Annotated in this window: 21 protein-coding genes and 2 pseudogenes; 10 read left to right on the forward strand and 13 right to left on the reverse strand. The window is 73.6% G+C overall.

The window, feature by feature from the left end; all coding sequences use genetic code 11:
* Positions 1-182 precede the first annotated feature (182 nt).
* Positions 183-1,577 (reverse strand): phytase, encoded by a 1,395-nt coding sequence (locus ACSMXR_RS21580; protein ID WP_473169708.1) that lies wholly within the window; start codon positions 1,575-1,577, stop codon positions 183-185.
* Positions 1,578-1,932: 355 nt separating this feature from the next.
* Between ACSMXR_RS21580 and ACSMXR_RS21585 the strand changes: the two genes are divergently transcribed.
* Positions 1,933-3,360: a PAS domain-containing protein gene (locus tag ACSMXR_RS21585; protein WP_473169709.1), complete on the forward strand. Its 1,428-nt coding sequence runs from the start codon at positions 1,933-1,935 to the stop codon at positions 3,358-3,360.
* A 150-nt stretch (positions 3,361-3,510) separates the two neighbouring features.
* Here the strand turns inward: ACSMXR_RS21585 and ACSMXR_RS21590 are convergent, their stop codons facing one another.
* From ACSMXR_RS21590 to ACSMXR_RS21610, 5 genes are all read right to left on the reverse strand, one after another.
* The gene (locus ACSMXR_RS21590) at positions 3,511-4,767 is read right to left on the reverse strand and encodes a hypothetical protein (RefSeq protein WP_473172424.1); all 1,257 of its coding nucleotides are present in this window, start codon (positions 4,765-4,767) and stop codon (positions 3,511-3,513) included.
* A gap of 177 nt (positions 4,768-4,944) precedes the next feature.
* A complete protein-coding gene (locus tag ACSMXR_RS21595; RefSeq protein ID WP_473169710.1) occupies positions 4,945-6,159 on the reverse strand; it encodes an ABC transporter permease in 1,215 nt (404 codons plus the stop codon).
* A complete protein-coding gene (locus ACSMXR_RS21600) occupies positions 6,156-6,893 on the reverse strand; it encodes an ABC transporter ATP-binding protein (protein ID WP_473169711.1) in 738 nt (245 codons plus the stop codon). Before ACSMXR_RS21600 ends, ACSMXR_RS21595 begins: the two co-directional genes overlap by 4 nt.
* Positions 6,890-7,954: an efflux RND transporter periplasmic adaptor subunit gene (locus ACSMXR_RS21605; RefSeq protein ID WP_473169712.1), complete on the reverse strand. Its 1,065-nt coding sequence runs from the start codon at positions 7,952-7,954 to the stop codon at positions 6,890-6,892. Before ACSMXR_RS21605 ends, ACSMXR_RS21600 begins: the two co-directional genes overlap by 4 nt.
* Positions 7,951-8,478, reverse strand: coding sequence for a hypothetical protein (locus ACSMXR_RS21610; RefSeq protein WP_364888560.1), 528 nt, complete (start codon positions 8,476-8,478; stop codon positions 7,951-7,953). Before ACSMXR_RS21610 ends, ACSMXR_RS21605 begins: the two co-directional genes overlap by 4 nt.
* A gap of 128 nt (positions 8,479-8,606) precedes the next feature.
* Between ACSMXR_RS21610 and ACSMXR_RS21615 the strand changes: the two genes are divergently transcribed.
* The gene (locus ACSMXR_RS21615; protein WP_473169713.1) at positions 8,607-9,296 is read left to right on the forward strand and encodes a response regulator transcription factor; all 690 of its coding nucleotides are present in this window, start codon (positions 8,607-8,609) and stop codon (positions 9,294-9,296) included.
* Complete coding sequence (locus ACSMXR_RS21620; protein ID WP_473169714.1) at positions 9,293-10,489, forward strand: sensor histidine kinase; 1,197 nt, start codon at positions 9,293-9,295, stop codon at positions 10,487-10,489. The genes ACSMXR_RS21615 and ACSMXR_RS21620 overlap by 4 nt, the downstream gene beginning before the upstream one ends.
* On the opposite strand, the gene ACSMXR_RS21625 is transcribed toward ACSMXR_RS21620, so the two are convergent.
* Complete coding sequence (locus ACSMXR_RS21625; protein WP_473169715.1) at positions 10,477-11,232, reverse strand: SIS domain-containing protein; 756 nt, start codon at positions 11,230-11,232, stop codon at positions 10,477-10,479. The two genes, ACSMXR_RS21620 and ACSMXR_RS21625, sit on opposite strands and share 13 nt — an antisense overlap.
* Positions 11,233-11,442: 210 nt before the next feature.
* On the opposite strand from ACSMXR_RS21625, the gene ACSMXR_RS21630 reads away from it, so the two are divergent.
* Positions 11,443-12,135, forward strand: coding sequence for an iron-dependent transcriptional repressor DtxR (locus tag ACSMXR_RS21630; RefSeq protein WP_003967172.1), 693 nt, complete (start codon positions 11,443-11,445; stop codon positions 12,133-12,135).
* 657 nt (positions 12,136-12,792) lie between these two features.
* On the forward strand, positions 12,793-13,686 hold the full coding sequence (locus ACSMXR_RS21635; protein ID WP_473169716.1) for an alpha/beta fold hydrolase: 894 nt from the start codon (positions 12,793-12,795) through the stop codon (positions 13,684-13,686).
* Between the two features lie 34 nt (positions 13,687-13,720).
* Here the strand turns inward: ACSMXR_RS21635 and ACSMXR_RS21640 are convergent, their stop codons facing one another.
* From ACSMXR_RS21640 to ACSMXR_RS21650, 3 genes are read right to left on the reverse strand one after another with little or no spacing between them, the layout of a single operon-like run.
* Complete coding sequence (locus ACSMXR_RS21640; protein ID WP_473169717.1) at positions 13,721-15,361, reverse strand: transporter; 1,641 nt, start codon at positions 15,359-15,361, stop codon at positions 13,721-13,723.
* Positions 15,358-16,197: an ABC transporter ATP-binding protein gene (locus ACSMXR_RS21645; RefSeq protein WP_218525176.1), complete on the reverse strand. Its 840-nt coding sequence runs from the start codon at positions 16,195-16,197 to the stop codon at positions 15,358-15,360. The genes ACSMXR_RS21640 and ACSMXR_RS21645 overlap by 4 nt, the downstream gene beginning before the upstream one ends.
* Before the next feature lie 60 nt (positions 16,198-16,257).
* On the reverse strand, positions 16,258-16,944 hold the full coding sequence (locus tag ACSMXR_RS21650) for a bifunctional DNA primase/polymerase (protein WP_137234835.1): 687 nt from the start codon (positions 16,942-16,944) through the stop codon (positions 16,258-16,260).
* 290 nt (positions 16,945-17,234) lie between these two features.
* On the opposite strand from ACSMXR_RS21650, the gene ACSMXR_RS21655 reads away from it, so the two are divergent.
* Positions 17,235-18,617 carry a transcriptional regulator gene (locus ACSMXR_RS21655; RefSeq protein WP_137234811.1) on the forward strand — a complete coding sequence of 461 codons (1,383 nt, stop codon included), beginning with the start codon at positions 17,235-17,237 and terminating at the stop codon, positions 18,615-18,617.
* A gap of 200 nt (positions 18,618-18,817) precedes the next feature.
* Positions 18,818-20,422, forward strand: a complete 1,605-nt coding sequence (locus ACSMXR_RS21660) for a hypothetical protein (protein ID WP_473169718.1) — start codon at positions 18,818-18,820, stop codon at positions 20,420-20,422.
* A gap of 44 nt (positions 20,423-20,466) precedes the next feature.
* Here the strand turns inward: ACSMXR_RS21660 and ACSMXR_RS21665 are convergent, their stop codons facing one another.
* Positions 20,467-21,738 carry an ABC transporter substrate-binding protein gene (locus ACSMXR_RS21665; RefSeq protein WP_137234812.1) on the reverse strand — a complete coding sequence of 424 codons (1,272 nt, stop codon included), beginning with the start codon at positions 21,736-21,738 and terminating at the stop codon, positions 20,467-20,469.
* Positions 21,739-21,912: 174 nt separating this feature from the next.
* On the opposite strand from ACSMXR_RS21665, the gene ACSMXR_RS21670 reads away from it, so the two are divergent.
* Both ACSMXR_RS21670 and purU read left to right on the forward strand, forming a co-directional pair.
* On the forward strand, positions 21,913-22,359 hold the full coding sequence (locus ACSMXR_RS21670; RefSeq protein WP_032764190.1) for an SCO4402 family protein: 447 nt from the start codon (positions 21,913-21,915) through the stop codon (positions 22,357-22,359).
* Between the two features lie 28 nt (positions 22,360-22,387).
* Positions 22,388-23,283, forward strand: a pseudogene (gene purU, locus ACSMXR_RS21675) (formyltetrahydrofolate deformylase).
* A gap of 21 nt (positions 23,284-23,304) precedes the next feature.
* On the opposite strand, the pseudogene ACSMXR_RS21680 reads toward purU, so the two are convergent.
* Positions 23,305-24,692 (reverse strand): annotated as a pseudogene (locus ACSMXR_RS21680) (zf-HC2 domain-containing protein).
* Complete coding sequence (locus tag ACSMXR_RS21685; protein ID WP_137234815.1) at positions 24,689-25,282, reverse strand: RNA polymerase sigma factor; 594 nt, start codon at positions 25,280-25,282, stop codon at positions 24,689-24,691. The pseudogene ACSMXR_RS21680 and the gene ACSMXR_RS21685 overlap by 4 nt, the downstream one beginning before the upstream one ends.
* Positions 25,283-25,612: 330 nt before the next feature.
* On the opposite strand from ACSMXR_RS21685, the gene ACSMXR_RS21690 reads away from it, so the two are divergent.
* On the forward strand, positions 25,613-25,987 hold the full coding sequence (locus tag ACSMXR_RS21690; protein WP_030083270.1) for an STAS domain-containing protein: 375 nt from the start codon (positions 25,613-25,615) through the stop codon (positions 25,985-25,987).
* The last annotated feature ends 65 nt before the right edge of the window (positions 25,988-26,052 follow it).

Raw genomic sequence — 26,052 nt, forward strand, 5'->3', positions numbered from 1 at the left:
GGCGAGCCTGCGGGTCGGTGACTGCTTGGGATTGGCCGGCGTCCGGCCATGCACTGCAAAGAGCGCGACGACGGGCGTCAGCCCGCAGTCACCTCACGAGTCCGAGAAGAAATCACTTCCGGAACACCTCCTTTCTTCGCTGCCCACAGCCTAGGAGCCGTCCGGTTCGCGGTTCAAGCTATTTATTCGGCGGCCCGCGTCAGGCCCAGGGCGCCCCGGGCCTTCCGCAGGTCCACGAACTTGAAGCCGGTGGCCTCCCGGCCCTCCTGTGCCGGGGTGGCCTCGCCGTCCTGGACGACGAGCAGGCCGCCCGGGTACCGGCTGCCGAGCGGTTCGTTCAGGACCGCCGCGCCGTCACAGGCCTCGGACCCGTCCAGCGTCGCCGAGGCGGCGGTCACCCGGAAGCCGCCCGCGTACCCGGGAAGGGTCCGGTTCCCGCGGCCGGTCCAGAGGGCGTACGCGGCGAAGGTGTCGTCGCCCTGGCTGGAGGCCAGGAGATAGCGGTCGCCGTTCCGCTCGGGGAGCAGGGTGAGGCCCTCCACGTCGGCCGCGATGCGGGTGCCGCCGAAGCCCGGGTCCGTGCCGGGGGCGCACTCCTCGCTCTCCTCGTCGTACGTCCCCGGCACCCCGTACTCACGGACCTTGTCGACCAGCACCGGCTTGCCCCGCAGGTCGGCGGGCAGCCGCCAGATGCCCACGTCCTCCTGGCCGGCGTAGAGCGTGCCGTCGGCCGGGTCGACCACCATCCCCTCGACCTGGGGCAGCTCGCCCGGCTCGCCGCAGGGCGTCCAGGCCGTGCCGTCGGGCAGCCGGAAGGAGGAGGGCAGGTCGATGCTGCGGACCTTGTGGTACGTGACCGTGCCGGACCGGGTCGGCAGCAGCTCCAGCAGGGCGATCGACGTCCGGTTGCGGCGGCTGGCCAGCGCGTACGAACGGCCGCTGCGGCGGTCCGTCCAGGTGGCCAGACCGTACGCCGTCGTCTGCTCGTCGACCTCGTCCTGGCCGGCGGAGAACACCCGGGGCGCGGCCGGGTCGGTGACGTCGGTCAGCGGGCCGCCCGGGCGGGACGGGTCGATGCGGTGGATCCGCAGCCGGTCGTGGCCCCGGTCGCTGGTGACGGCCAGATCCGCCGTACGGTCCTTCCCCCGGCCCGCGTCCGGGCCCGTGTTCCGGTCCGGGGCCAGCCGCATGCCGTGCACCAGGTCGACGTTGTTGAAGCGGCCCGGCGCGTCGTCCGGGCCGGGCGCGGCGGGTGCGGGCAGCGACTGTACGAGGCGGGCGTCCAGGCCGTAGACCCGCAGCCCGCCCTCCTTGGCGGTGGCGATCACCAGGCTGCGGTCCGGGTCGGCGGGGTTGCGCCAGATCGCGGGGTCGTCCGCGTTGGCGTTGCCGCCCTCCTCGTCGTCGTACAGCGTGGCGGTCTCGGCGCGCGGGGTGACGGCGGGCAGCGGGCGGGAGGCGTCCTGCCGGGCGGCGGCGGGTGCGGGCGCGGGGGCCGCGGCGGTGAGGGTCACGAGCGCGGCGCAGACGGCCACGGTGGTCGCGGCCGCCGGACGTGCGGTGCGGAAGGGCGTCACGGAGGGCTCCTGGAGGTCGGAGGCGAGGCCGGGAGGTCGGGGGCGAGGCCGGGCCGGGGCGGACGAGGGCGACCCAAGGCTGGGCGCGCCCGGTGGACTCCGTGTGACGGCATCGCCACGCAGCGCCGTGCCGCCGGTGAACTCCCCGCACCGGACCGCTCGATGCCCGCTTCCGATGCCCGCTCCTGAGGCGTTCGCGGCATGGCGCGAAACCATCGGGAGGCCGGTGGCGGGAGAAATGATTTCCGTGAAGTTGATGTGTGCTGGGTCACGTTCGAGTTGAATGGTCTGACGTGCAGCAATACACGCGGCGACGCGTGGGAAAACGGCCGACACGTTCTGCGGGGGGTGCGGAGTGGGTGCTTCCAGGAGCAGCGGGACCACCGACGAGCTCGGTCCTGACGAGGATTCCGGCGGCGGGCCGCCGGGATGCTCCACGGACCCCGGGGCCTCGGCCGGCGAGGGCGGCATCCCCGGGGCGCCCGACGGGTCCGAGCTGCTCGCGGCGTTGCTCGACGGCATGGACGCCGCGCTCTGCGCGTTCGACGCGGCCGGCACGGTCACCCACTGGAACCGCGAGGCCGAACGCATCCTCGGCTGGTCGGCGCAGGAGGCCGTGGGCCGGGCCGGCTTCGCGGGCTGGGCGGTGCGCCGGGCCGACGCGGACGAGGTGCGGGCGCGGCTGATGTCGGCCATGGACGCGCCGGGGCGGCAGGTGCACGAGTTCGCGCTGCTCCGCAAGGACGGTGGCCGGGTGCTGGTGCGGACCCAGTCGGCCGGGGTGCGCGGCGCGGACGGGAAGCCGGCCGGGGTCTACTGCGCGTTCAGCGAGGTGCACGCCCAGATCGACCTGGAGCGGGCCATCGCGCTGAGCGAGGCGCTGCTGGAGGACGCGTCCTGGGGCGTGGTCCTCGTCGACGTCGACCTGCGCCCGACGGTCGTCAACGCGTACGCCTCCCGTGCGCTCGGCGGAGGCCGCACCAGGCTGCTCGGCCGCCCGCTCGGCGAGCTGGTCGTCCAGGGGGTCGAGGAGCTGGAGGCGGCCCTGCACCATGTGCTCGCCGAAGGCGCGCCGAGCGCCCCGGCCGAGCTGTGGGTGACGCTGCGGACGGCGGAGGGCGAGCGCCGCCGGTGCTGGCGCAGCGGATTCCTGCGGCTGGCCTCGCCGTTGACGGAGGAGCCGGTTCCGCTCGGAGTGGGGTGGCTGTTCCGGGACGTCACCGCCGCCAAGCTCGCGGAACAGGAGGCCGACCGGCTGCGGTTCCGGGCGAGCCAGCTGCACCGGGCCGCCCGTACGGCCTCCGAGTGCGAGGACCCGATGGAGGCGGCGACCTCCCTGCTGGACTTCGCGCTCGCCGGGTTCGCCGACCACGTCCTGGTCGACCTGGTGGCGGGCGAGCGCCTGGTGCGTACGGCCGCCACGCCGTTCGACGCGCCCGGCCCGTGTCTGCCGGTCGCGGGAGGCTCCATCCCGGCCCGGTACGGCCCCGGCCACCCGGCCCTCCAGTCGGTCGAGCGCACCGGCACCGTCCGTACGAGCGCGGGCGCCGGTGAGGCCGCCGCGACGGCCTGGGCCACCGAACGCCGCTGGCCCCGGGACGCGGCGCACGCGCTCTGCGCGGTGCTCCGGAGCCGGGGCCGGACGCTGGGCGTGCTGACGTTCCTCCGCGCGGCGAACCGGGCCGCCTTCGAACGCCCGGACACGGCGTACGCGGAGACGGTCGCGGCCCGGGTCGCGGGGGCGGTCGACCTGGCGCAGGTGACCCGGGCGGCGGGCGGTTAGCGCCGGTCCGGCAATTCCCGCCTGCCGCCTGCCGCCTGCCGTCTGCCGCCTGCCGTCTGCCGCGACGCCCGGTTCCGGGCCGGTACCGACGGCCGGCGCGGCGCCGGGACGTCCGGGGCGCCAGGTACGCCGACTGCCGGGCCCGGCGTCTCACCTGCGGAGTCGGCGGCTGCCCGTCAGCCCGGCTCCGTCCGGGGTCCGGGCCGACGCACGGCCCTCCTCGTGGTCCGTGTCCTCGACGGCCTCCGCCAGCGCCGCGTAGTACGCCGCCGGGCGGGACTCGAAGTCCGTCCAGGTGGCCAGTTCGTCCGCGCCGGCGTCCGGGCCGCGCAGCAGGTCGACCGAGGCCTGGGCGAACCGCTCCGCCAGGCCCTCCCGTTCGGCCTCGGCCAGTACGAGACGCAGCTTGGTCAGGGCCGCCAGGATGTTGTCGCGCTCGTACGGTCCCGCCCGCAGCGTCTCCCGTACCCCGGCCGCAGGTTCGGCGGTGATCAGCAGCGGCTCCAGCCGGGCGGCCAGTTCCCCGCCCACGCGTCCGGCCTCCCGTGCGTCCGGGCCGGCGTCCACCAGGACCCGCAGAGCGGCGAGCAGCGCGGTGGTGCGCGGTTCGGGGCCGCCCGCGTCGAACCGTACGGTCACCTCCCGGCCCACCGCGTCGGCCGTCCGCCGGGCCGCGTCCATCGTCCGTTCGGCCGTGTTCCGTTCCATGCCGAGGAATTGCGCGAGGGCCCACGTCCCGGCGTCGAGTACGTCCCGTACCGTACGGACGCCGCCCTCCTCCAACTCCTGGGCCCGCAGCCGCTTCTCGGCCAGGCCCCGCATCCGGCTCACCGGAATCCGGCCCAGCTCGCCGTCCACCAGCTCCTGGTGCAGCGGCTCCCAGGCGGTCCGCACCGCCTCCAGGGCCCGGCGGTGGTCCCGCGCCGCCGCGTCGGCGGCCTCCTTGAGCCTCGTGGCCCGGCGGAGCACCCCGGGCCGTACCCCGCGCATCCGGCGCAGCGAGCGGATGTTGCCGCCGACGAGGCCGGTGATCGTCAGGACCAGCCCGGCCGTGATGAACGCGTCGGAGCGCTCGATCTGCTCGTCGCGCTCCTTGCCGCCCTCGTCCAGGGAGTACAGCTCGCCCTTGTCCGGTCCTTCCGCGATCACCCACCCGCTCTCCCAGCCGAAGCCGGTGCCCGGGTCGTACTCCGGCGCCTTGAGGGACGAGCTGCGGCGGGCGTCGCAGCGGTACGGTCCCTCGCGCTCGTCGTCGAACGCGAAGGGGTTCGCGTAGGCGACCGTGCACGTGCCGTCGGGCTTCTCCGCCAGCACGGTCAGATCGATCTGCTCCAGCTCCGGGAGGTCCGGCGCGGTCACGTACAGGAACGCCGACCAGGTGATCAGAGCCAGTCCCAAGGCCAGCACCCACCGGAACACGGGTATATGTCTCACCCGGCCACCCCCGCTCTCTTCATTACGGGCGTGGCACCCCTACGCCCCCCTGCTCAGCCTGCGCTGCGCGAGGGCGGAAGGACAAGGACAGGAACAGGCAGCGGCCCGTGCCGCTGCCTGCCTGTTTCCGGCAACCCGCCGGAGCCCTCCTCACGCCGCGTGCAGTGCCAGGGTCGGGGAGAGCCGGGACGCCCGGACCGCCGGGTAGAGGCCCGCCACCGTGCCGATGGCCAGCGTCGCGCCGAAGCCGCCGCCGACCGCCCACAGCGGGACCACCCAGGGCAGTCCGCCGGAGTGCGCGTACACCCCCGTCGCCGTCGCGCCCAGCGCCACGCCCGCCAGGCCGCCCAGGCCCGACAGCATCAGCGACTCCGTGACGAACTGGATGCGGATCTGGCCCCTCGTCGCGCCCAGCGAGCGGCGCAGGCCGATCTCGTACCGCCGTTCAAGGACCGAGATGATCATGGTGTTGGCCACCCCGACCCCGCCGACCAGCAGGGCGATGCCGCCCAGGCCCAGCAGCAGGCTGCTGAACGCCCCCTCGGTCGCCGCCTTCGCGCGGAGCGCCGACGACGGGTCGGTGACCTTCACGTTCTGCGGGTTCTGCGGGTCGATCGTCGCCGCCATCACCTTGCGGACGTCCCCCACCGCCGCGTCCGTGGAGCGTTCGTACACCGACGTCGGGTGGCCGTCGAAGCCCAGCAGGCGCTTCGCGCCCTCCCAGCCGACCAGCGCGGAACGCTCGATCTCCGGGGCGAGCGGCAGCGGGTCCAGGATGCCGGTGACCGTGAAGTAGCGGTCGCCCAGCCATACCTGCTGTCCCGGCTCCGTGATGCCCAGGCGCTCCGCCGACACATGGCCGAGGACCACGGAGGGGTAGCGGCCGGTCGCCGCGTTCAGCCAGCGGCCGCTGCCCACCTCGCCGCGCAGGACCCGGAGCAGGTCGGCCGTCGTCGCCTTGACCGCGATCCCGCCCGTGTCGCCCTCGTCGACCTTCTCGTTGCGGCGTACGGACGCGTTCAGATCGGCCGTCGCGCCGACGTCCTGGACGCCCTTGATCCGGCCCACCATCCCGACCGATTCCTCGGGAAGCTTCACCTCCTCCCCGGCGAACATCGACTCGCCGGGCGAGGCGACGAGCAGGTTGGTGCCCAACTTGTCGAGTTCGCGCAGCAGTTGGGCCTGGCTGGAGGCGGAGATACCGACCACCGAGATCATCGTCGCGATGCCGATGGCGATGCCCAGGGCGGAGAGCACCACCCGCATCGGCCGGCTGCGCAGACCGGACGAGCCGACGTGCGCCACGTCCCGGGGGCTCAGCCGGGCCGCCTTCAGCCTGTCCCGGCCCCGGTCCGTGCGGGTCACCGGCCCGCTCCCGTCGTCGCCGTCCCGTGGGTCACGTCCGCGACCACCCGGCCGTCCCGGATCCGCACCTCGCGCGGCAACTCCCGCGCGATCTCCGTGTCGTGCGTGATCACCGCGATCGTGGCCCCCTCCTGGTTCAGGTCCCGCAGCAGCTCCATCACCGCTTCGCCCGACGCCGAGTCGAGCGCCCCGGTCGGTTCGTCGGCCAGCAGTAGCGCGGGCTCGCCGACCACCGCGCGGGCGATGGCGACCCGCTGCTTCTGGCCGCCGGACAGCTGGTGCGGCTTGTGGTCGAGGCGGTCCGCCAGGCCGACCCGGTCCAGGGCCTCGGCCGCCCTGCGGCGGCGCACCGAGCGGGAGAGGCCGGAGTAGAGCAGGCCCTCCGCCACGTTGTCGCGGGCGCTGACGCCCGGCACCAGGTGGAACGCCTGGAAGACGAAGCCCACATGCTGGGCCCGCAGCGCGGAGAGCCTGCGGTCGGAGAGCGCCGCCACGTCGTGGCCCGCGATGTGGACGGAGCCCGCGGTGGGGCGGTCCAGGGTGCCGATGATGTGCAGCAGCGTGGACTTGCCGGAGCCGGACGGGCCCACGATGCCGAGGAGTTCGCCCTCCCCGACGGTGAGGTCCACCCCGCGCAGCGCGGCGACCGGGCCCGGGTACTCCTTGGTGACGCCGGAGAGGGCGACGACCGTACGGGGGTGGGGCGCCGGGCCCGTGGTGGTGCCGGTGCTCATATCTTCGGCACCCCGACCTTCACGCCCTCGCGCAGACCGCCGCCGGACACCTCGACCCGGCCCTCCGCGAACATGCCGAGCTCGACCTTCACCTCGCGGACCGTGCCGCCCCGGACGACCTGGAGGCCGAAGCCGCCGCCGGGCAGGGCGAGCAGCGCGTTCACCGGCACGGTCAGGACGTCCTCACGGGTCTCGCCCGTCAGATTCACCGTGACCGGAGACTGGTCGAAGCCGTCGACCTCGTCCGGCTCGTCGAAGGACACGGTCAGCGTGACCTTGGGGCTGTCGTCCTGCGGATCGTCGCCCTGCTTCGCGGTCCGGCCGACCGAGGAGACCTTCCCCGGCGCGGTCGTGCCGTCCGGCAGTTCCACGGTGACCTTCGTGCCCGCCTTCGCCAACTGGCTCTCGGCCACGTCCAGCTGGAACGTCACGATGCGTTCGGAACCGGTCGTCTCCAGGACCGGGGCGCCGGGCTGGGCCTGTTCGCCCACGCCCGCCCCGATGCTCTTGATCCGGACCTTCCCCGGCGCGAACGTGATGTCCGCCGGACCGACCTTCCCGGTCTGCTTCGCGCCGTGGGACTTCTGCCAGCGCTTGACGGCCGCCGCCGTCAGCTCGGTGTACTCGTCGTCCGGGGTGAAGCCCGTGTAGCCCAGCTCCGCGAGATTGCGCTCCAGCTGTTCCACGTCCCGGCCCTTGTCGCCCGCCTTCAGCGTCCGGTACATCGGCCCGGAGCCGTACATCAGACGCACCGGCAGGCCGTCGATCTCGTACAGCCGCTCGTCCCGCTCCACGGTCGAACCGGTGCGCGGTGTCCAGGTCATGGTGCCCGCCGCGCCCGCGTTGACCTTGCGCTCCTTGTCGTAGCCGAGCGTCCCGTCGGCCTGGGCGCTGTCGCGCAGGTCCCCGCGTTCGACCGGGGCGGTGGCCGGGGGCAGGCCGGTGTTCTTCGCCCCGCCGCTCTCCTCGTCGGACCCGAGCCGGGTGAGGGCGAGGGAACCGGCCGTCGCGGCGAGCACCGCCACCGCGACCGCCGCCGTCACGGCCCGTCCGCGCTTCATCGGCCGACGCTTTCGCACGCCTTGTTGGCCTTCTCGAACTTCTTCATGTCCTTCGGCTTCATCGCGGGCGCCGCCTGCATCGCCCCGCCGTCGAACTTCGGGTCGGGCATGTCGAAGCCGTTCTTGCGCATGCACCGGGCGTAGGCGACCAACTTGTCCTTCTCCGCCTGCGACAGCTCCTTGGGCCCGCCGCCGACCGCCTTGTCCTCGCAGGCCTTGAACGCCTTCTCCATCTCCTTCTTGCCCATCGAGCCGCCGTCGATGGTCACGCCCATGCCGTCCTGGCCCGGCTTCGGCTCGGGGATGTCCAGGCCCTGGTCCCGGAGACACTTGCGGTGCTCCAGCGCCTGGTCCTCCTTCGTCTTCTCGCTGCCGGACGCCGATCCGCCGTCCTTCGTACCGCCGCCGTCGCCGCCCGAGCAGGCGGTGGCCGTCAGGGCGAGGGCGGCGGCCAGCGCACAGGCCGCCGCCAGCGAGCGGCCGCGTGAGCGCACGGCGGTCCGGCGGGAAAGGGTCTGGTTCATGGGGGCTCCTCGTCGCTTGCCGACAGGTCCGTACAGGGACGGCCCGAGCGTGCGCGAGGACGCGGTTTCGTTTCTCTCAGCCCGGATGCTTACACCGGCGAAACATCGCTTTCGGGTACACAGGGCCCATGCGCGTGCTGGTGGTGGAGGACGAGGAATTCCTGGCGGAGATGATCGCCGAGGGGCTGCGCCGTGACGCCGTCGCCGTGGACATCGCCCCCGACGGGCGGGCGGCGCTGGAGCGGCTGCGGTTCGGCGCGTACGACGTGATGATCCTCGACCGCGACCTGCCGGGGCTGCACGGCGACGAGGTGTGCCGCCGGGTCGTCGCGCTGCGGCTGCTCACCCGGATCCTGATGCTCACCGCCGCCGGGACCGTACGGGACCGGGTGGCCGGTCTCGGGCTCGGCGCCGACGACTACCTGACCAAGCCGTTCGCGTACGACGAACTCCTCGCCCGGGTCCTCGCGCTCGGCCGCCGCGCCCGCCCCGCCCTCCCGCCCGTCCTGGAACGGGCCGGGCTGCGGCTCGACACCGCCCGCCGCCAGGTCTGCCGCGACGGCCGCTTCCTCTCCCTCTCCCGCAAGGAGTTCGCCGTGCTGGAAACCCTGCTGCGGGCCGAAGGCGCGGTCGTCAGTGGCGACGACCTGATCGAGGAGGTGTGGGAGGAGGACACCGGCTACCGCACCAACGCGGTCCGCGTCACCCTCTCCAAGCTCCGCGCCAAACTCGGCGCGCCCCCGGTCATCGAGACCGTCCCGGGGGCCGGCTACCGCATCGGGGACGCCCCCGGGGCCGGTACGGAGGACGCCCGGTGAACAGTGAGCGCACCCGTCTCGCCGCGCTGTACGGCGGACTGCTGGTCATGGCCGGCGTCCTGCTCCTGGCCATCGTCTATCTGCTGGTCAGCGAGGGCGTGTACGCCGGTATCGTCACCGCCGTCGCCCCGGCCGTCCCCGCCTCCCGGCCGGCCGGAGCCTCCGTCGCCGGTCCCGCCCTGCCCACCTCGGACTGGGCGCGGACCGCTGTCATCGAGCCCGGGCAGTACGCGGTCGCGCAGAAGGTCAGCACCGTCGCCGGGGACGCCGCGCTCAGCCAGCTGCTGACCGTCTCCGGGGTCTCCCTCGCCGTCTACTCCGCGCTCTCCGTCGCCCTCGCCTGGTGGATGGCGGGCCGGGTGCTGCGGCCGGTCGGCGTCATCACCGCCCGCGCCCGCCGGCTCTCCGGCTCCAACCTGCACGAACGGATCGCGCTGAAGGCCCCGCCCGGCGAGCTGAAGGAGCTGGCCGACACCTTCGACGGGATGCTCGACCGGATCCAGCAGCTGGTCGCCGCCCGGCAGCGGTTCGCCGCCAACGCCGCCCATGAGCTGCGCACCCCGCTCGCCGTGCAGCGGGCCGCCGCCGAGATCGGGCTCGCCGACGACCCGCCGCCGGAGAAGGTCGCCTGGATCCGGGACAAGCTCATCGACACCGCCGCGAGCAGCGAGCGGCTCATCGAGGGGCTGCTGCTCCTCGCGGTCTCCGACGAGGGGCTGCGGCGGCGGGAGCGGGTCGCGCTGGACGAGACCACCGCCACGGTCACCGAGGCGCTGGCCGTCGAGGCGAAGGAGCGGGACATCACCGTGGAGGTGACGGCCCGGCCGGTGACGGTCGAGGGCGACGCGGTCCTGCTCGACCACCTCGTGCACAACCTGGTCGCCAACGCGCTGCGCCACAACCATCCCGGCGGGACCGTACGGGTCCGGATCGGGCCGGAGGGTCTGGAGGTCGCCAACACCGGGCCGGTGGTGGACCCGGCGACCGTGCCGCTGCTGTTCGAACCGTTCCGCCGGGCCCGGGCCCGCCGTCACGCGCCCGGCGAGGGCGCGGGCCTCGGGCTCTCCATCGTGGCGTCGGTGGCGCGGGCGCACGGCGGCGACGCCGGGGCGAGCGCCAATCCGGGCGGCGGGCTGACGGCCCGGGTCGTCCTGCCGACGCGTGTCCCGGGGGCCGCGGCTCAGTGCCGGTAGAAGATCCGGTCCCGGTACTCCGTCATGACCCGGCCGTTCCACTCGTGGCCGCCGTCCACGTTCCCCGAGCGCAGCATCGGCGGCTGGACGCCCCGGTCCACCAGCCGCTCCACGGCGGCCGCCAGCATCGCCTGCATGATCGCGCTGGTCACCACGGTGGAGGCGGGGGCGAAGGGGGCCTCGACGCCCGGGGCCGTCAGCTCCGCGTCGCCGATCGCGATCTTGCTGTCCAGGACGATGTCGCAGTGGTCCCGCAGAAAGCCGCCCGAGGCGTGCCGGGAGCGGGTGTGCTCCGCGTACGCGACCGAGGTGAGGCCGATGACCTTCAGCCCGAGGGCCCGGGCGTTCTGCGCCATCTCGACCGGCAGGGCGTTGCGCCCGGACAGCGAGACGATCACCAGCAGGTCCCCGGCGGTGGCGGGGCTGGAGTCCAGGACGGCCGATGCGAGCCCGTCCACCCGCTCCAGCGCCGAACCGAGCGTCGCGGGCATGACGTCCACGCCGACCGCGCCGGGCACGGTGAGCAGGTTCATCAGCGCCAGGCCGCCCGCACGGTAGACGACGTCCTGGGCGGCCAGCGAGGAGTGGCCGGCGCCGAAGGCGAAGAGCCGGCCGCCCGACTCGACGGTGTCCGCGATCGCCGCGCCGGCGGCGGCGATGCTGTCCGCCTCCTCGTCCCGCACCCGCGTCAGCAGGCCGATCGCCGCATCGAAGAACTGGCCGGCCAGCTTGCTGTCGCTCATCGGGAAGGGCCCTTTCGGCGGGGTGGGAATGGCTGTGCCGCCGATCACGTTGCGGTCTGGACCAGTGGCCTGTCAATAGCGCCCTGCGACCCTGTCCGTACGCACTTCCACCGGTCTTCCACCGGGGCGGCACGGTTGTCGGTGCTATGCGTCAGAATTGGTGCAGGGCCATCGCACGACGTTTTCTAGTCACAGCATCGAGGGGCACGTATGTCCGGACTGATCGACACCACGGAGATGTATCTCCGCACCATCCTCGAACTGGAAGAGGAAGGCGTGGTCCCCATGCGCGCCCGGATCGCCGAACGGCTGGACCAGAGCGGTCCGACCGTCAGCCAGACGGTGGCCCGCATGGAGCGCGACGGACTGGTCCAGGTCGCGGGGGACCGCCATCTGGAGCTGACCGAGGAGGGCCGCCGCCTCGCCACCCGCGTCATGCGCAAGCACCGGCTCGCCGAGTGTCTGCTCGTGGACGTGATCGGCCTGGAGTGGGAGCAGGTCCACGCCGAGGCCTGTCGCTGGGAGCACGTGATGAGCGAGGCGGTGGAGCGGCGGGTGCTGGAGCTGCTGCGCCACCCGACGGAGTCGCCGTACGGGAATCCCATCCCGGGCCTGGAGGAGCTGGGCGAGAAGGCCGAGGCCGACCCGTTCCTGGACGCCTCCATGGTGAGCCTGGCCGACCTGGACCCGGGCGCCGAGGGCAAGACCGTGGTGGTCCGGCGGATCGGGGAGCCGATCCAGACCGACGCGCAGCTGATGTACACGCTGCGCAGGGCCGGGGTGCAGCCCGGGTCCGTGGTCAGCGTGACCGAGTCGCCCGGCGGAGTGCTGGTCGGCTCCAGCGGGGAGGCGGCGGAGCTGGACTCCGAGGTCGCCTCGCACGTCTTCGTCGCCAAGCGCTGAGCCGGCGGCCGCACCGGTGCCGGGGCGTTCGTCGCCCGGCGCCGGTGCGGCGGCCCGGCCGGGAGCCGGTCACGGCGACCCCACCGTGCTGCGCGCTTTCCGGTTTCCGTCCGGAATGGCAGCGGCCGGACGCGTCACATGCCAGGCTGAGGCCAGGCAGCGGACCTGAGGGTGTCGGCCGGCCACGGCCGGCACGGTCGGGGAGGGAGCAGGGAATGCGCCCGTCGTACCACCACGCGCACCGCACGGTGCCCGTCGCGCTTCGGAAGGGGCCGGTCCCGGCCGGTGCGGGGCGGTTCGCGCTGCCGCCTGCCATCGTTGTCGAGGCCGCCGGAGCAGCTCCGGCCCCGATCCGCAGGGCGCCCGCCGAAAGCCGTGTCCGAACAGCGGGCGGCCCCGGCGTCCGAAGACGCCGGGGCCGTTCCTCCCCTGTGCTGACCCGGAGCCCCGAGCTCTCAAGGTCAGTTCCCGCGGGCCCCTGTCCCCGAGCGGCCCGCCTCCCGCTGAAGATCTCCCCAGGCCGGTCGGCATCAATCGTTGACCGGTGTCACTCGAACGTGGGGTCTTGGGCGGCGGAACCTCGTTTTCGAATAAGAGTTCGATAGCCTGGCGGGGCGACCACACGGTGATCGAGGAGCAGAAGGGGGTGCCAGGACTATGGTGCGGCGCATCGATGTGACCGGAACCGACGGCGTACGCCTCGCGGCATGGGAGTTCGCCGACCCGCCCAAGGGGCGCGCGGAAGCGGACGGCGCTCCCGGGGTCTTACTGCTGCACGGGCTGATGGGCCGGGCCTCGCACTGGGCCCCGACCGCCCGCTGGCTCGCCGAACGGCACCGCGCGGTCGGCCTCGACCAACGGGGCCACGGCCGCAGCGACAAGCCCGCCGACGGCCCGTACACCCGCGACGCCTACGTCTCCGACGCCGAGGCCGCGATCGAACAGCTCGGCCTCGGCCCCGTCACCGTCGTCGGCCACGCCATGGGAGCGCTCACCGGCTGGCAGCTCGCCGCCAAGCGCCCCGACCTGGTCCGCGCCGTCGTCATCTGCGACATGCGGGCCTCCGCCCTCGGAGCCGCCTCCCAGCGCGAGTGGGGCGACTGGTTCGACTCCTGGCCGCTGCCCTTCGCCACCCTCGCCGACGTACGGAAGTGGTTCGGCGAGGACGACCCCTGGGTGGAGCGGCCGAACCCCTCGCGCGGCGAGTTCTACGCCGAGGTGATGGCCGAGACCGAGGACGGCTGGCGCCCGGTCTTCTCCCGCCGCCAGATGCTCCGCTCCCGCGCCACCTGGGTGTTCGACGCCCACTGGGAGGAGCTGGCCCAGGTCCGGTGCCCCGCGCTGGTGCTGCGCGGCCTCGACGGGGAGCTGGGCCGGGCCGAGGCCCAGGAGATGGTCCGCGTCCTGCCGCGCGGCCAGTACGCGGAAGTGGCGGACGCGGGCCACCTCGTCCACTACGACCAGCCGGACGGCTGGCGGGCCGCGGTGGAGCCGTTCCTGGAGCAGCTCGCCGAGGACAACCGCGACGACCGCGAACCCGTCTCGCCGTAGCCCTCGGCCCGCACCCTTCCCCGAGGGCGGCGGCTCAGCCCTTGCTGACCGCCGCCAGGATCTCCGGCAGCCGCGCCGCCGTGCGCGGCGCGGCGATCTTCAGCCCCGCCCACCCGATGAGCGCCCCGTAGACCAGCCCGCCCGGCACCATGAACCACAGCGCGTCATGGTGGTCCGAGAGGTGCATCCAGACCGTCGCCGCGATCACCGGCGACGCCAGCAGCGCGGCGGCCAGCATGCCGCCGAGGATCGAGATCCAGGCCAGACCGCCCTGCCCCGGCACCACGTTCTTGAACGCGCCCTCCTGCGGAATCGAGTACGGGAACAGCGCCGAGGCCACCGCGCCCGTCGCCACCATCGAGCTCAGCAGCGCGAACGACAGGCCCAGCGCGCCCGGCAGCGACCGCCAGTCGCCGATCATCGCCGCCGTCACCACACACACGACCAGCGTGAACGGCAGGGTGAGCAGCAGCAGGACCAGCGCCCGCGCACGCAGTTCGACATACGCGTCCCGCGGCGAGGAGATCGTCAGCGCCACCATCCAGAAGGCCGAGGTGTCCTGGCCGAACTGGTTGTACATCTGCATGCCGAGCATCCCGGCGGCGAAGCACGCGAAGTAGACCGAGCCGGTGCCCTGGACGGCGTTGAGCAGCGGCACGATCGCCCCGACCGCCAGCGCCGTCACCCAGGCCGCCTTGGTCTTCGGGTCCCGTGCCACGTACCGCAGACTGCGCTGCATCACCGTCGCCGTACGGCCCTCCGGCAGCAGCCCCGACAGACCGCCCCGGCCGGACTCCTTCTCGCGGCTCGGCTCCGCCGCCGCCAGCGTCGAACCGTCCGGCGCGGTCATCAGCTTCACCAGGCTCCGCTGCCACATCCACATCAGCGCCACCAGGGCGGCGACCGTGATCAGGAGCTGGGCGACGGCGATCCCGTACGCACCGTCCGACGCCGCGTCCACCGACGCCACCGCCGAGGCCCCGGGCAGCCAGCGCACCACGTCCGCCGCCGGGTCCAGCGTGGAGAGCCCGCCCGCCTGCCCGAGCCGCTGCGCGCCGAAGTTGACGAACTGGATGCCCACCGCGATCACCAGCCCGCTGAGCACCGCGAGGTCGCGGCCCTTGCGGGAGTTCAGCAGCCGTACGTTGGCCGTGGCCACCGCCCGTGACAGCGCCACGCACAGCAGCATCGTGAGCGGGACCGCGAGCACCGCGAACACCACGCCCGCCGCCCCGTGCGCCAGCGCCAGGACCGAGCCGATCACCAGACACAGGGTGAACAGCGGGCCGATGCCGACCAGCGAGGACACCAGCAGCGCCCGGACCAGCGGCTCGGGCCGCAGCGGCAGCATCACCAGCCGCGTCGGGTCGAGCGTGTCGTCACCGCTCGGGAAGAACAGCGGCAGCACCGCCCAGCCGAGCGCCACCACCCCCGTGAGCAGCACCACGACCGTGCCCGCGTGCTCGTTGCCGCGCAGCAGCACCAGACCGAGCACCTGGCCGGCGGCGAGCAGCAGGCTGACGACGAGCGAGGCGATGAACGCCGCCCTGCGCCCGGAGGACTGCCGCAGTCCGTTGCGCAGCAGCGTCAGCTTGAGCCGTACGAAGACCGGGGTCAGGCCCGTCGTCGGCGCGGCCGGGGCGGCCGCGGTGACCGGGGCGTCCAGCACGCTCATCGGGCACCGCCCAGCCAGTCGAGGGAGTCGCCGTTGTCCCGGCCGCCCGCGCCGACCAGTTCGAGGAAGGCGCTCTGCAGCGAGGGGGCGTCGCCGCGCACCTCGGCCAGCGTGCCCCGCGCCTTGATCCGGCCCGCCGCCATCACCGCGACCCAGTCGCACAACGACTCGACCAGCTCCATCACATGGCTGGAGAAGACCACGGTCGCCCCGGACCGGGTGTAGCGCTCCAGCACACCCCGGATGGTCTGCGCCGAGACCGGGTCGACGCCCTCGAACGGCTCGTCCAGGAACAGCACTTCGGGGTTGTGCAGCAGCGCGGCCGCCAGCCCGATCTTCTTCCGCATCCCGGTCGAGTAGTCCACGACCAGCTTGTGCTGCGCGCCCGCGAGATCCAGCACGTCCAGCAGCTGGGTGGCCCGCTTGTCCACCTCGTCGCCGGGCAGTCCGCGCAACCGGCCGTTGTACGCGAGCAGTTCACGCCCCGAGAGCCGCTCGAAGAGCCGCAGCCCCTCCGGCAGCACCCCGATCCGGGACTTCACCTCGACCGGGTCCGTCCACACGTCGTGGCCCGCGACCTCGATCCGGCCCTGGTCGGGCCGGAGCAGACCGGTGACCATCGAGAGCGTCGTCGTCTTGCCCGCCCCGTTGGGCCCCACCAGGCCGATGAACTTGCCCGCGGGCAGCTCCAGATCGATCCCCGCGACGGCGACCTGTTCCCCGAACCGCTTCCACAGCCCCTGTACCCGGACGGCGGGCCGCAGCTCGTGCGCCCCGCCGGCCGTCGCGTCCGTCGCCGCGTCTGTCTTCGTACGTGCATCTGCCTGGTCCGGCATGGCACAGCCTTTCGATATCCCCACGTGGTGGGGACCACCCTACGAAAGGCGGTCCGGGCCCTACGAAACGCGGGCGCGGGCGTCGGCCGCCTCACGGGCGCAGGCGTACGCCAGCGGGCTGATCAGCTCGTCCACATCGGGCAGCCAGCGGTTGGCGTGGGTGGGCCTGCGGGCCCACTGCACGGCCCCCCGGGCGCCGAACCGGGTGGGCGGGGCGGCGATGTAGTGGCCCTCGCCCCGGCCCGTCAGGTCGATCGCCTCGGCGTTCCAGCCGAGCGCGCGCACCAGCTCGGCGGCCTTGGCGGCGGCCCCCGGCAGCACGAAGAACAGCATCCGGCGGTCCGGTGTGCGGGTGACCGGGCCCAGGGTCAGGTCCATCCGCTCCATCCGGGCCAGCGCCAGGAAGCCCGCGGACTCCGGCACCTCCAGCGCGTCGAAGGCCCGGCCGGTCGGCAGCAGCACCGAGGCGCCGGGCCGCCGGGTCCACATGCGCCGGGCCGCGGCCCCGCTGCCGGTCGCCTGGCCCGCCCAGTCCGGCCGGTCCGCATGGGCCCCGGGCAGAGCGCAGCCGGCATCGCCGCACGAGCACCGCTCCCCGCCGCCCACCGCCTCCAGCCAGGTGCCGGGGAACACGTCCCAGTGGCGCTCTTCCGCATACCGCACCGCGGCGTCGAGCAGCGGCTCGCTCCGCTGCTGGGGGACCTGTGCGGCTTCCGTGACTCCGATGGGCTCTTCCACGTCCAGCACAACTCCCGCCGTCACCAGGGGTTACGGCCTCCCCTGAACCGGGGCCCGGCGCATCGATCCTGCACGCGGGGCGCATCGGTGCATGGGCGGGGGCGCGCGTGCGGCGTCGCACCGAAGGACGGGTAACCACCTCCAGGACCGCCGCCCGGGACCGCGCTCGGGCCCCCGCGACGGTGCAACGCGCCATGTCCGTACCGAATGCCGATGGAATATGCGCATTTCTTGTGTATGTGCCGGGCAGTGATCCCTTCCACCGATCACTGCACATAACCGATGTTTCAGGGGGACATATGGCTGCAAGGCCTCTCGTAGCCCGCCAGCCCAACGAACGGCTCCAGACGCTCATCCAGGAAGCGGCCTGTTCCAACGCGGGCCTCGCCCGCCGCGTGAACATGGTCGGGGCCGAGCGCGGTCTCGATCTGCGCTACGACAAGACCTCCGTGGCCCGTTGGCTGCGCGGACAGCAGCCCCGGGGCCGGGCCCCGGGGATCATCGCCGAGGCGCTGGGCCGCAAGCTCGGCCGTACGGTCACGATCGACGAGATCGGCATGGCCAACGGCAAGAACCTGGCCTCCGGCGTCGGCCTCCAGTACGCGCCGACCGTCGCCGGGGCCGTCGAGCAGGTCTGCGAGCTGTGGCGCAGCGACGTGGGCCGCCGCGATCTGCTCACCGGCTCGGCGGTCGCCGCGTCCGCGCTGGTCGAGCCCAGCCGGGACTGGCTGATCTCGGGCCCGGACGCGCAGGTCGAGCGGGCGGCGGGGGCCCGGGTCGGGATGTCCGACGTCGAGGCGGTGCGGGCGATGACCGCCGCGCTGACCGACCTCGACCACCGGTTCGGCAGCGGCCATGTGCGGCCGGTGCTGGTGCACTACCTCAACAGCGTGGTCTCCGGGCTGCTTTCGGGCGCGTACCGCGAACAGGTGGGGCGGCAGCTGTTCGGCGCGGTGGCCCGGCTCACCGAGCTGGCCGGCTACATGGCGGTCGACACCGGCCAGCCCGGTCTCGCCCAGCGCTACTACATCCAGGCGCTGCGGCTCGCGCAGGCGGCGGGCGACCGGGCGTACGGCGGCTATGTGCTCGCCGCCTCGATGAGCCATCTCGCCGCCCAGCTCGGCAACCCCCGCGAGATCGCCCAACTGGCCCGCGCCGCACAGGAAGGCGCCCGGGGCCAGGTCACCCCCCGCGCCCAGGCGATGTTCTACGCGGCGGAGGCCCGGGGCCACGCGCTGCTCGGGGACGCCCGGACCTGCAACGCGGTGGCGGGGCGGGCGGTCGCCGCGCTGGAGCAGGCGGGCCCGGACTCCGGCGACGACCCGGTCTGGATCGCGCACTTCGACGCGGGCTACCTCGCGGACGAACTGGCCCACTGCCACCGGGACCTGGGGCAGCCGGAGCCGGCCGCCCGGCGGGCCAAGGAGGCGCTGGCCGCGCTGCCGGAGACCCGGGCCAGGCGGCGGGGCATCGCGCTGGTGCTGCTGGCCTCGGCCCAGGTGCAGCAGCGCGAGGTGGAGCGGGCGTGCCACACGGGGACCCGGGCGATGGAGCTGCTGTCGACGGTGCGCTCCAGCCGGGGCGCCGAATATCTCGACGACCTCCAGCAGCGGCTCACGCCCTTCGCCCAGGAGCCCGCGGTACGGGAGTTCGGCGAGCGGCTGGAGCTCCAGGCGGCCTGAGCCGAAGGCCGTCGCCGACGCGGTCCGGGCCGTGTCCGCGGCGGTCCGGCCGCCCGGCCACCCCTTAACAGCGTCGCCGGGCCGCCGGATGTTACCGGCCCTGTGAAGGGGTCGTGAGGGGCACCACGCGCTTGGCGGAGGCGGGCGGCCACCCGATAGCGTGAGCCGACGATTCCGTAGGTTCACACGTAGGAGTCCCGGTGACGCAGAGCGGACAGGGCGGACAGGGCGGCGAGCACCAGCTCCCCGCCGCACGACCCGCGCACGAGGGTGTCGTGCTGCCTGCCGACGGCGGCGCCCCCTGGACCCCGGGTGCGCCCGCGGCCGGGCAGGGCGGACAGCAGGGCGAGCAGGGCGCGCCCGCGGGCGGTCAGCCGTGGGGCGGGCAGTGGGGGCCGCAGTCCGCCGGACCGCCGCAGCCGGACCAGCAGGCACAGGGGCACTACGGCTACCCGCCGGCGCAGCCCCTGCCGCCCGCGCAGCAGTCACCGGGCGCCCCGGAGACGTATCAGCAGCCGGGGGCGTACCAGCAGCCCCAGCAGCCCCAGCAGCAGCCCGGCGGCTACCTGCCGCAGCCGCAGCAGTCCCAGCAGCCCGGCGCGTATCAGCCGCAGCCGTACGGGCAGCACGAGCAGCAGCACCAGCAGGCCCAGCAGCACCAGCCGCAGCCGTACGCGCAGCCGCTGCCGCCGGAGGCCGGGCCGGGCGGTCAGGCCGGTCCGGGTGTTCCCGGCGGTGACGCGGACGCCACGCAGTACATCGCGCCCATCCCGGGCGGCCCCGGCCCCGTGGCCCCCCAGCCGGGCGGGGACGCCGACGCGACCCAGTACATACCCCCGGTGCCCGGAGGAGCCCCGTACGGGATCAGGCCGGGCGCGCCGGGGGACCGGCAGCCGCCCGCGGAGTTCGACAACCTGTTCCGTTCGGAGGAACCGGCGGGCGCCACCCAGCAGATGCCGCAGTTCGACGCGGGGCAGCAGCAGCCCCCGCAGCCGTACCAGCAGCAGCCCCCGCAGCCGTACCAGCAGCAGGGCTACCAGCCCCAGCAGCAGCCCCAGGGCGGCGCGTTGCCGCCGCAGGCCACCGGGGGCTACCAGTCCGGTCTCCAGGGCCTCCAGGGCCGCGCGGAGCAGGACGGGCCGCCGCCGCGGCAGGACGAGGCTCCGCGCCGGCGGGGCGCGCACGTGCCGCTGATCGCCGCGGTCGTCGTGGGCTGCGCCGTCATCGGGCTCGGCGCGGGCGCGCTCATGAGCGGCGGCGACGACTCCGGCAAGGACGACAAGCAGCCGGTCGCCGCGCAGAGTTCACCGGCCGAGGCCGAGCCCACCGCCAAGGCGGCGCCGGACCCGGCGAAGCCGCAGGCCGAGGCGTTGGACAAGCTGCTGGCCGACAGCAACAACAGCCGGGCCGCGGTGATCAGCGCGGTCGAGAAGATCAAGTCCTGCAAGGACCTGGATCAGGCCAACACCGATCTCAAGGGCGCCGCCCAGCAGCGCCGGGACCTGGTGACCCGGCTCGAAGGCCTGACCGTCGACAAGCTTCCGCAGCACGCCGAGCTGACCTCCTCGCTGAACCGGGCGTGGAAGGCGTCGGCGGCCGCCGACGAGCACTACGCGACCTGGGCCCGGCAGGCCAAGAAGAACAAGTCCGTCTGCAAGGGCGGCCAGGCCCGGTCGACGAACGAGACGGCCAAGGCCAACCAGCAGAGCGGGGTGGCCACCCAGGCCAAGCGCGAGGCGTCCAAGCTGTGGAACGCCATCGCGGTGAAGTACGGCCTGACCAAGCACACCTACGTGGAGCTCTGAGCCCACAAGACCCTGACAGGCGCCCCGGAGGCTACGACAGGCCCCTAGCTGCGCGGGGCGTCCGTCAGGGCGTCGGCGACGTCCACGAAGCCCTTCTTCTGGGCGGTGAGACGGCCCTCGCGGACCACCTGGAACGTCACCTTCGTGTTGACGATGCGCGGGTAGCTCAACGTGCCGACCAGGTCCTTGAAGCGCCAGCGGAGCTTCGGGGTCAGGCCGCCGGTGTCGACCTCGACGCCCCGGTTGAGGGCGGCCACGACCCGCCCCGACGTGACGTCCTCGTCGCCGAGCGCCCGGACGGCCGCCCGCAGTGCCGTGTACGCGATCCACGTCGTCTGCACGGCTGTGTCGTCCACGTCGATGCGGTTGTCGCCGAAGGCGTACTTCCCGACCACCTCGCGCATCTCCGTCCAGCGCGCGTTCTTCGCGTCCGGGTACCAGCCGGTGACGTACGCGCCCTCGAAGGGGCTGTTCCGGCCGCCCGTGCGGTCGATGAGCGGCTGGCTGACGCTGCCCAGCACGGAGGAGATCCTGACCCGCTCGCCGTCCGGCTCCAGCCGGCGGAAGGAGTCGAAGAACGTTTCAGTACGGGCCCCGAGCACCGCCGTCACACAGCTGCCGGCGGACCGCTCCAGCGCCTGCGTGGCCTGCTCGTCGTAGGACGTGGCGTCCTCGGGGGCCACGATGTCGGTGGAGGCGGGCCGGTCGGCGGCCAGCAGCCCGTTGTTGAGGAGCGGCGGCATGCCGTCGCCGCCGATCGAGTCGGGCCGCACCAGCGAGACCCGCTCGCAGCTGCCGCCCAGCTGCCGCCCGTGACCGGCCAGCAGGGCCGGCTGGCCGCCGTTGACCGGGTACGAGAGATAGCTGCTGAACTCCTCGGTGGAGGCGCCGTAGCCGCCGATGTACGGGACGCCGCCCGCCTCCAGCGCGGGCATGAAGCTCTGCCCGTGGCGGCTGTACGAACCGACGACGGCCGCCACCTTCTTCTCGACGGCCTCCCGCGCGCACCGCTCGGCGCCGATCGCGGTGTCGCCCTCGTCGCAGACGATCACCCGCAGCTCGCGCCCGTCGATGCCGCCGGTGTCGTTGACCCAGCGGGCGTAGGTCTGGGCCATCGCCGGCACCCCGGACATCTTCACCGCGTTGATGTCGTCCGAGCGGTCGGGCGCCCACGTCATCACGGTGACGGGCTCCCTGGATCCCCCCGAGACTCCAGGGAGCACACCGCAGCCGGACAGCAGCACCGCCCCCGCCGCCGCCGCGCTGATGACGCCCGGGAAGGGGCGGGGAAAGGTGGGGCGTCGCCGTCCGGTCATGAACCAGGACACTTCCGGGCCCCGGGTAACGGCGCGGTGTGCTGTTCTCAACGCACGGTGACGTCCAGGTGAATTACGGGGGCCTGTGCGGGGGCGGTGTGAAGGAACGTACGATCGAACACCGTGCAGCAAGGTTCGGAGAACTCTTCCCGTCGCGGCCGTCGCTCCTCCACCATGGGCGGCATGCCGCTCACTGACATGCCGTGGTGGCGCTGGCGCACCAACGTGCGCTCGGCGCTGCACATGCTCTCCGACCCCGTCTTCCACCACGAGTGCTGGCTCGCCGGCCGGGAAGGGTACGGGGACGTCACCGACGCCGTGTACCGCCTGGTCGAGGACACCTGGCTCGACAACTGGTCCGCCGAGAAATACGTCGGCACCATATTCAGGGACTCTGCCGAGGCCGCCGCCGTGGACGCCGCCGCCCTGCGGGTGCTGCGGATCATGCACCAGGTCGGCGCGGACGCCCCCGTCTCCGCCTATCTGGAGCACCACGGCTGGCCCGAGGCCGTCCACGCGGCCCGCGAGGCCCATGTGATGCTCGCCACCAACGACGCGGAGGATCCGGACATACCGCCGCGCTCGCTGGACGTCATCCGCATCATGACCAGAGCGGCCTGACGCCGGGCGGGTGTGGCACCCTACGAGGATGACCGCGCAGCAGCCCGCCCCCTCCGCCACCTCGGACGCCGCCGCGACCGAGCAGTACGTCCTCACGCTCTCCTGCCCCGACAAACAGGGCATCGTGCACGCCGTGTCGAGCTATCTCTTCATGACCGGCTGCAACATCGAGGACAGCCAGCAGTTCGGGGACCACGACACGGGCCTGTTCTTCATGCGCGTCCACTTCTCGGCGGACGCCACCGTCACCGTGGACAAGCTGCGCGCCAGCTTCGCCGCGATCGGGGAGGCCTTCCGCATGGAGTGCAGATCCACCGGTCCGCGGAGCGCATGCGGATCTTGCTCATGGTCAGCAAGTTCGGCCACTGCCTCAACGACCTGCTGTTCCGCTCCCGTACCGGCGCCCTGCCGGTCGAGATCGCGGCCGTCGTCTCCAACCACACGGACTTCGCCGAGCTCACCGCCTCGTACGGCATCCCCTTCCGGCACCTCCCGGTGACGAAGGACAACAAGCCGGAGGCCGAGGCGGCGCTGCTGGAGCTGGTCCGCGAGGAGGACGTCGAGCTGGTCGTCCTGGCCCGCTACATGCAGGTCCTCTCCGACGACCTGTGCAAGCAGCTGAGCGGCCGGATCATCAACATCCACCACTCCTTCCTGCCGAGCTTCAAGGGCGCCAAGCCCTACCACCAGGCGCACGCGCGCGGGGTGAAGCTGATCGGCGCGACCGCGCACTACGTCACCGCCGACCTCGACGAGGGCCCGATCATCGAGCAGGAGGTCGAGCGCGTCGGCCACGACGTCACGCCGGACCAGCTGGTCGCCATCGGCCGGGACGTGGAGTGCCAGGCGCTGGCGCGCGCGGTGAAGTGGCACGCGGAGCGGCGGATCCTGCTCAACGGCCGCCGTACGGTGATCTTCGCGTAGCGCAGCCACCCACGGACGGCCCTAGAGCCTGCTGAGCGAGGCCGTCGCGAAGAGCACGTCGCGGATGGCCTCGCGGTCGCCCTCCTGGCCCGCGGCCGCTTCCACCGGCGAGATGTGGCCCGCGACGAGCCGGCACAGCTCCACCCCGTCCAGGGCCACCTGCGCCACCGCGCGGTCCGGGGAGCCGACGGCGGCCGGTGAGTCCAGCGCGATGTACCAGTCGCCCCCGCCGTGGCCCTCGATCTCCAGATGGAGCGAGCGGCCCGGCGCCCCGGCCGTGACGAGGTCCTTCGCCGGTGCGGCCAGCCCGGTGCGGCCAGCCCGGCGCGGCGGCGCCCCGCGAGGGCGGCCGGAAGCATCCGGGCCGCCAGGTCGATCATCCGGTGCAGATGGGCCGCCGACGGGTCCTGGTACGGGTAGTCGACGGCGTCGGCGATGTCCCCGCCGTGCACCCAGCACTCGAAGGCCCGCTCCAGCAGGGCGTCCTGGAGCGGCAGCGCGAAGGCCCCGTAGGAGACGGAGGCCTCGGCGACGTTCCGCCCGGCGAAGGACGCCGTACGGATCAGCTCGTGGCTCTGCGCCCGCCAGGCTTCGCGGACGGCCCGGGTGGGCGGCGGTCCGTCGGCCGACCAGTACGTCTCGGTGCGCTCGGTCGGGTCCAGCGGCACCTCGCCGCCGCCGAGCGGGTCGTCGAGGCCGAGCGCGGCGGACAGCAGCCCGTCGACCGCCAGCAGATGGCCGATCACCCCGGCGACCGTGGTCCGGCGGCTGACCGCGCGCTCCTCCTCGAACCACCGCAGACGCACCGGCGCATGCCATTCGGAGTCGCCGATGTCGCGGAGCAGCGCGTCGAGCCGGGCGGTCTCGGCGTCGTACGGGGCGGCCCATTCCGGCACCGGGATCCTGGCCGGGCGGCGGCCCAGGCAGCCGTCGATCACCCGGGTGCGCAGCGTCGGATCGAGGTCCAGCGAGCCGTCGGTGTGCAGCAGCCCCACCGCGTCCCGCAGCCGCAGGGCCTCGTCCGCGCACGGGGCGCACTCGGTGAGGTGGTCCTCCACGGCGGCGGTCTCCTCCGCCGAGCACGCGGACAGCGCCCAGGCGCCGAGCAGGGCCTTGAGGACGCGATGCGGGAGGACCGGGGCGGCGGAGCTCATGAGCGGCTCCGGGGCTTCCGCGTCGGAGGGCTCCGGCGCAGCGTCCGGAACCGCCTGCCCCTCCGCCGCCCCGGCCTGCTCCGGCACGGTCTCGGCGGAGGCGTTCGCGGAGGCGTTCCCGCCGGGCGGCGGCAGCGGAGGCAGCGGCACCGACTCCAGGTCGAGGTCGTCCGCCGCCCCGCGCGGCCCCGGTATCCGGCGAGCGCCGCGCACCTCCTCCTCGCCGCCCTCGCTCTCGCGTCCGTCGCCACTCACCGGACCCGTCCGTAACCGGGTGGCGAGGACCCTTCGAGCGGGCGGGCGTTCGCGGTGGACAGCAGCTGGAGGCCGAGCCGGAGCCGGCGGCGCGCCTCGTCCTCGGTGACCCCGAGATCGGCGGCGGTCTGCCGGTAGTCCCGGCGCTGGATGTACGCCAGCTCCAGGGCCTGCCGCAGCGGTGCGGGCATCGAGGAGACGATGTAGTCGGCGCGGGCGGCGGCCGTGGCGCTGCGCACCCGCCGCTCCAGCTCCTCCGGGTCGGGCGCCGTGCCCTCGCCGTGCTCCTCCTCGTAACGGGAGGCCGCGGCGCGGCGCAGCCGCTGGACGGACTGGCGGTGGGTGAGACGGGCCACCCACGAGCGCATCGAGCCCTGCTTCGGGTCGTACGCCTCGGGGTTCTCCCAGACCTGGGCGAAGACCTCGCGGGTCACCAGGTCGGCGGCGTCCTCGTCGTCGAGCATCCGGTGCGCCTGGCTGTGGACGAGGGCCGCGAACCGGTCGTAGAGCTCGCCGAGCGCGGCCGCCTCGCCGCGGGCCAGCCTCTGCTGCATCCTGCGGTCCCAGCGGGGTGCCGTGTCCTTCGCCATGAACCCCCCAGCCCCCGGCCTGTCTGCCCAGCTCCGTGATCCACCCTGTGCCCGTGAGGACCGAATGTAGTCCGCCCGGTGTGCGACGCACGCGCCTTTGCGTCAACTCTCTTCCCGCGACGCGTGGCCGACGACGGTAGTCGATTTTCGGCCCGAATGCCTCCCCGGCCGTTCTGATCAGCGGAAACGGGCCGAAGTGCGCCTTTCCACCGGAAACCTCCTGGGCTTGGATGGGCGCGTCGGTGTTTCATGGAGGTGCGGTTGGGCAGCCGCGAGGAGGAACGGAAACTTCCGGATTGCCGGAAGCCCCGGAACGAGAGGTCCAGTCGCGTGACGCTGAAGGTGGACGAGGCGGAGCAGGGCTCCTGGACCGTGCTGCGCATGAGCGGCGAACTCGATCTGGTGACGTCACCCGTCGTGCGCCAGTCCGTCCACGAGGCGGTGGCGGAGGGACAGCACGATGTGGTGCTCGATCTGTCCGAGGTGTTCTTCTGCGACTCCAGCGGCGTCGGTGTGCTGATCGCCTCGCGCCGGCTGATGAAGTCCTGCGGCGGCCGGCTGCGGCTGATCCTCCCGGCCCGGGGCGCGGAGGACGGTTCGCACGTCAACAAGGTGCTCGGCGCGCTCGGCGTGCGCCGGCTCTTCGACGTCTACCCGGACGCGCTGTCGGCCACCGACGAGGAGTGCAGGCCGCTCAGCGCCTGAAGCCGCGGGCGCCGATGCGAGGTTGTCACACAGGAAGAGCCGCGCGGTGACACGTGAGCGCTCCG

It is taken from the genome of Streptomyces sp. DSM 106670 (assembly GCF_055792845.1).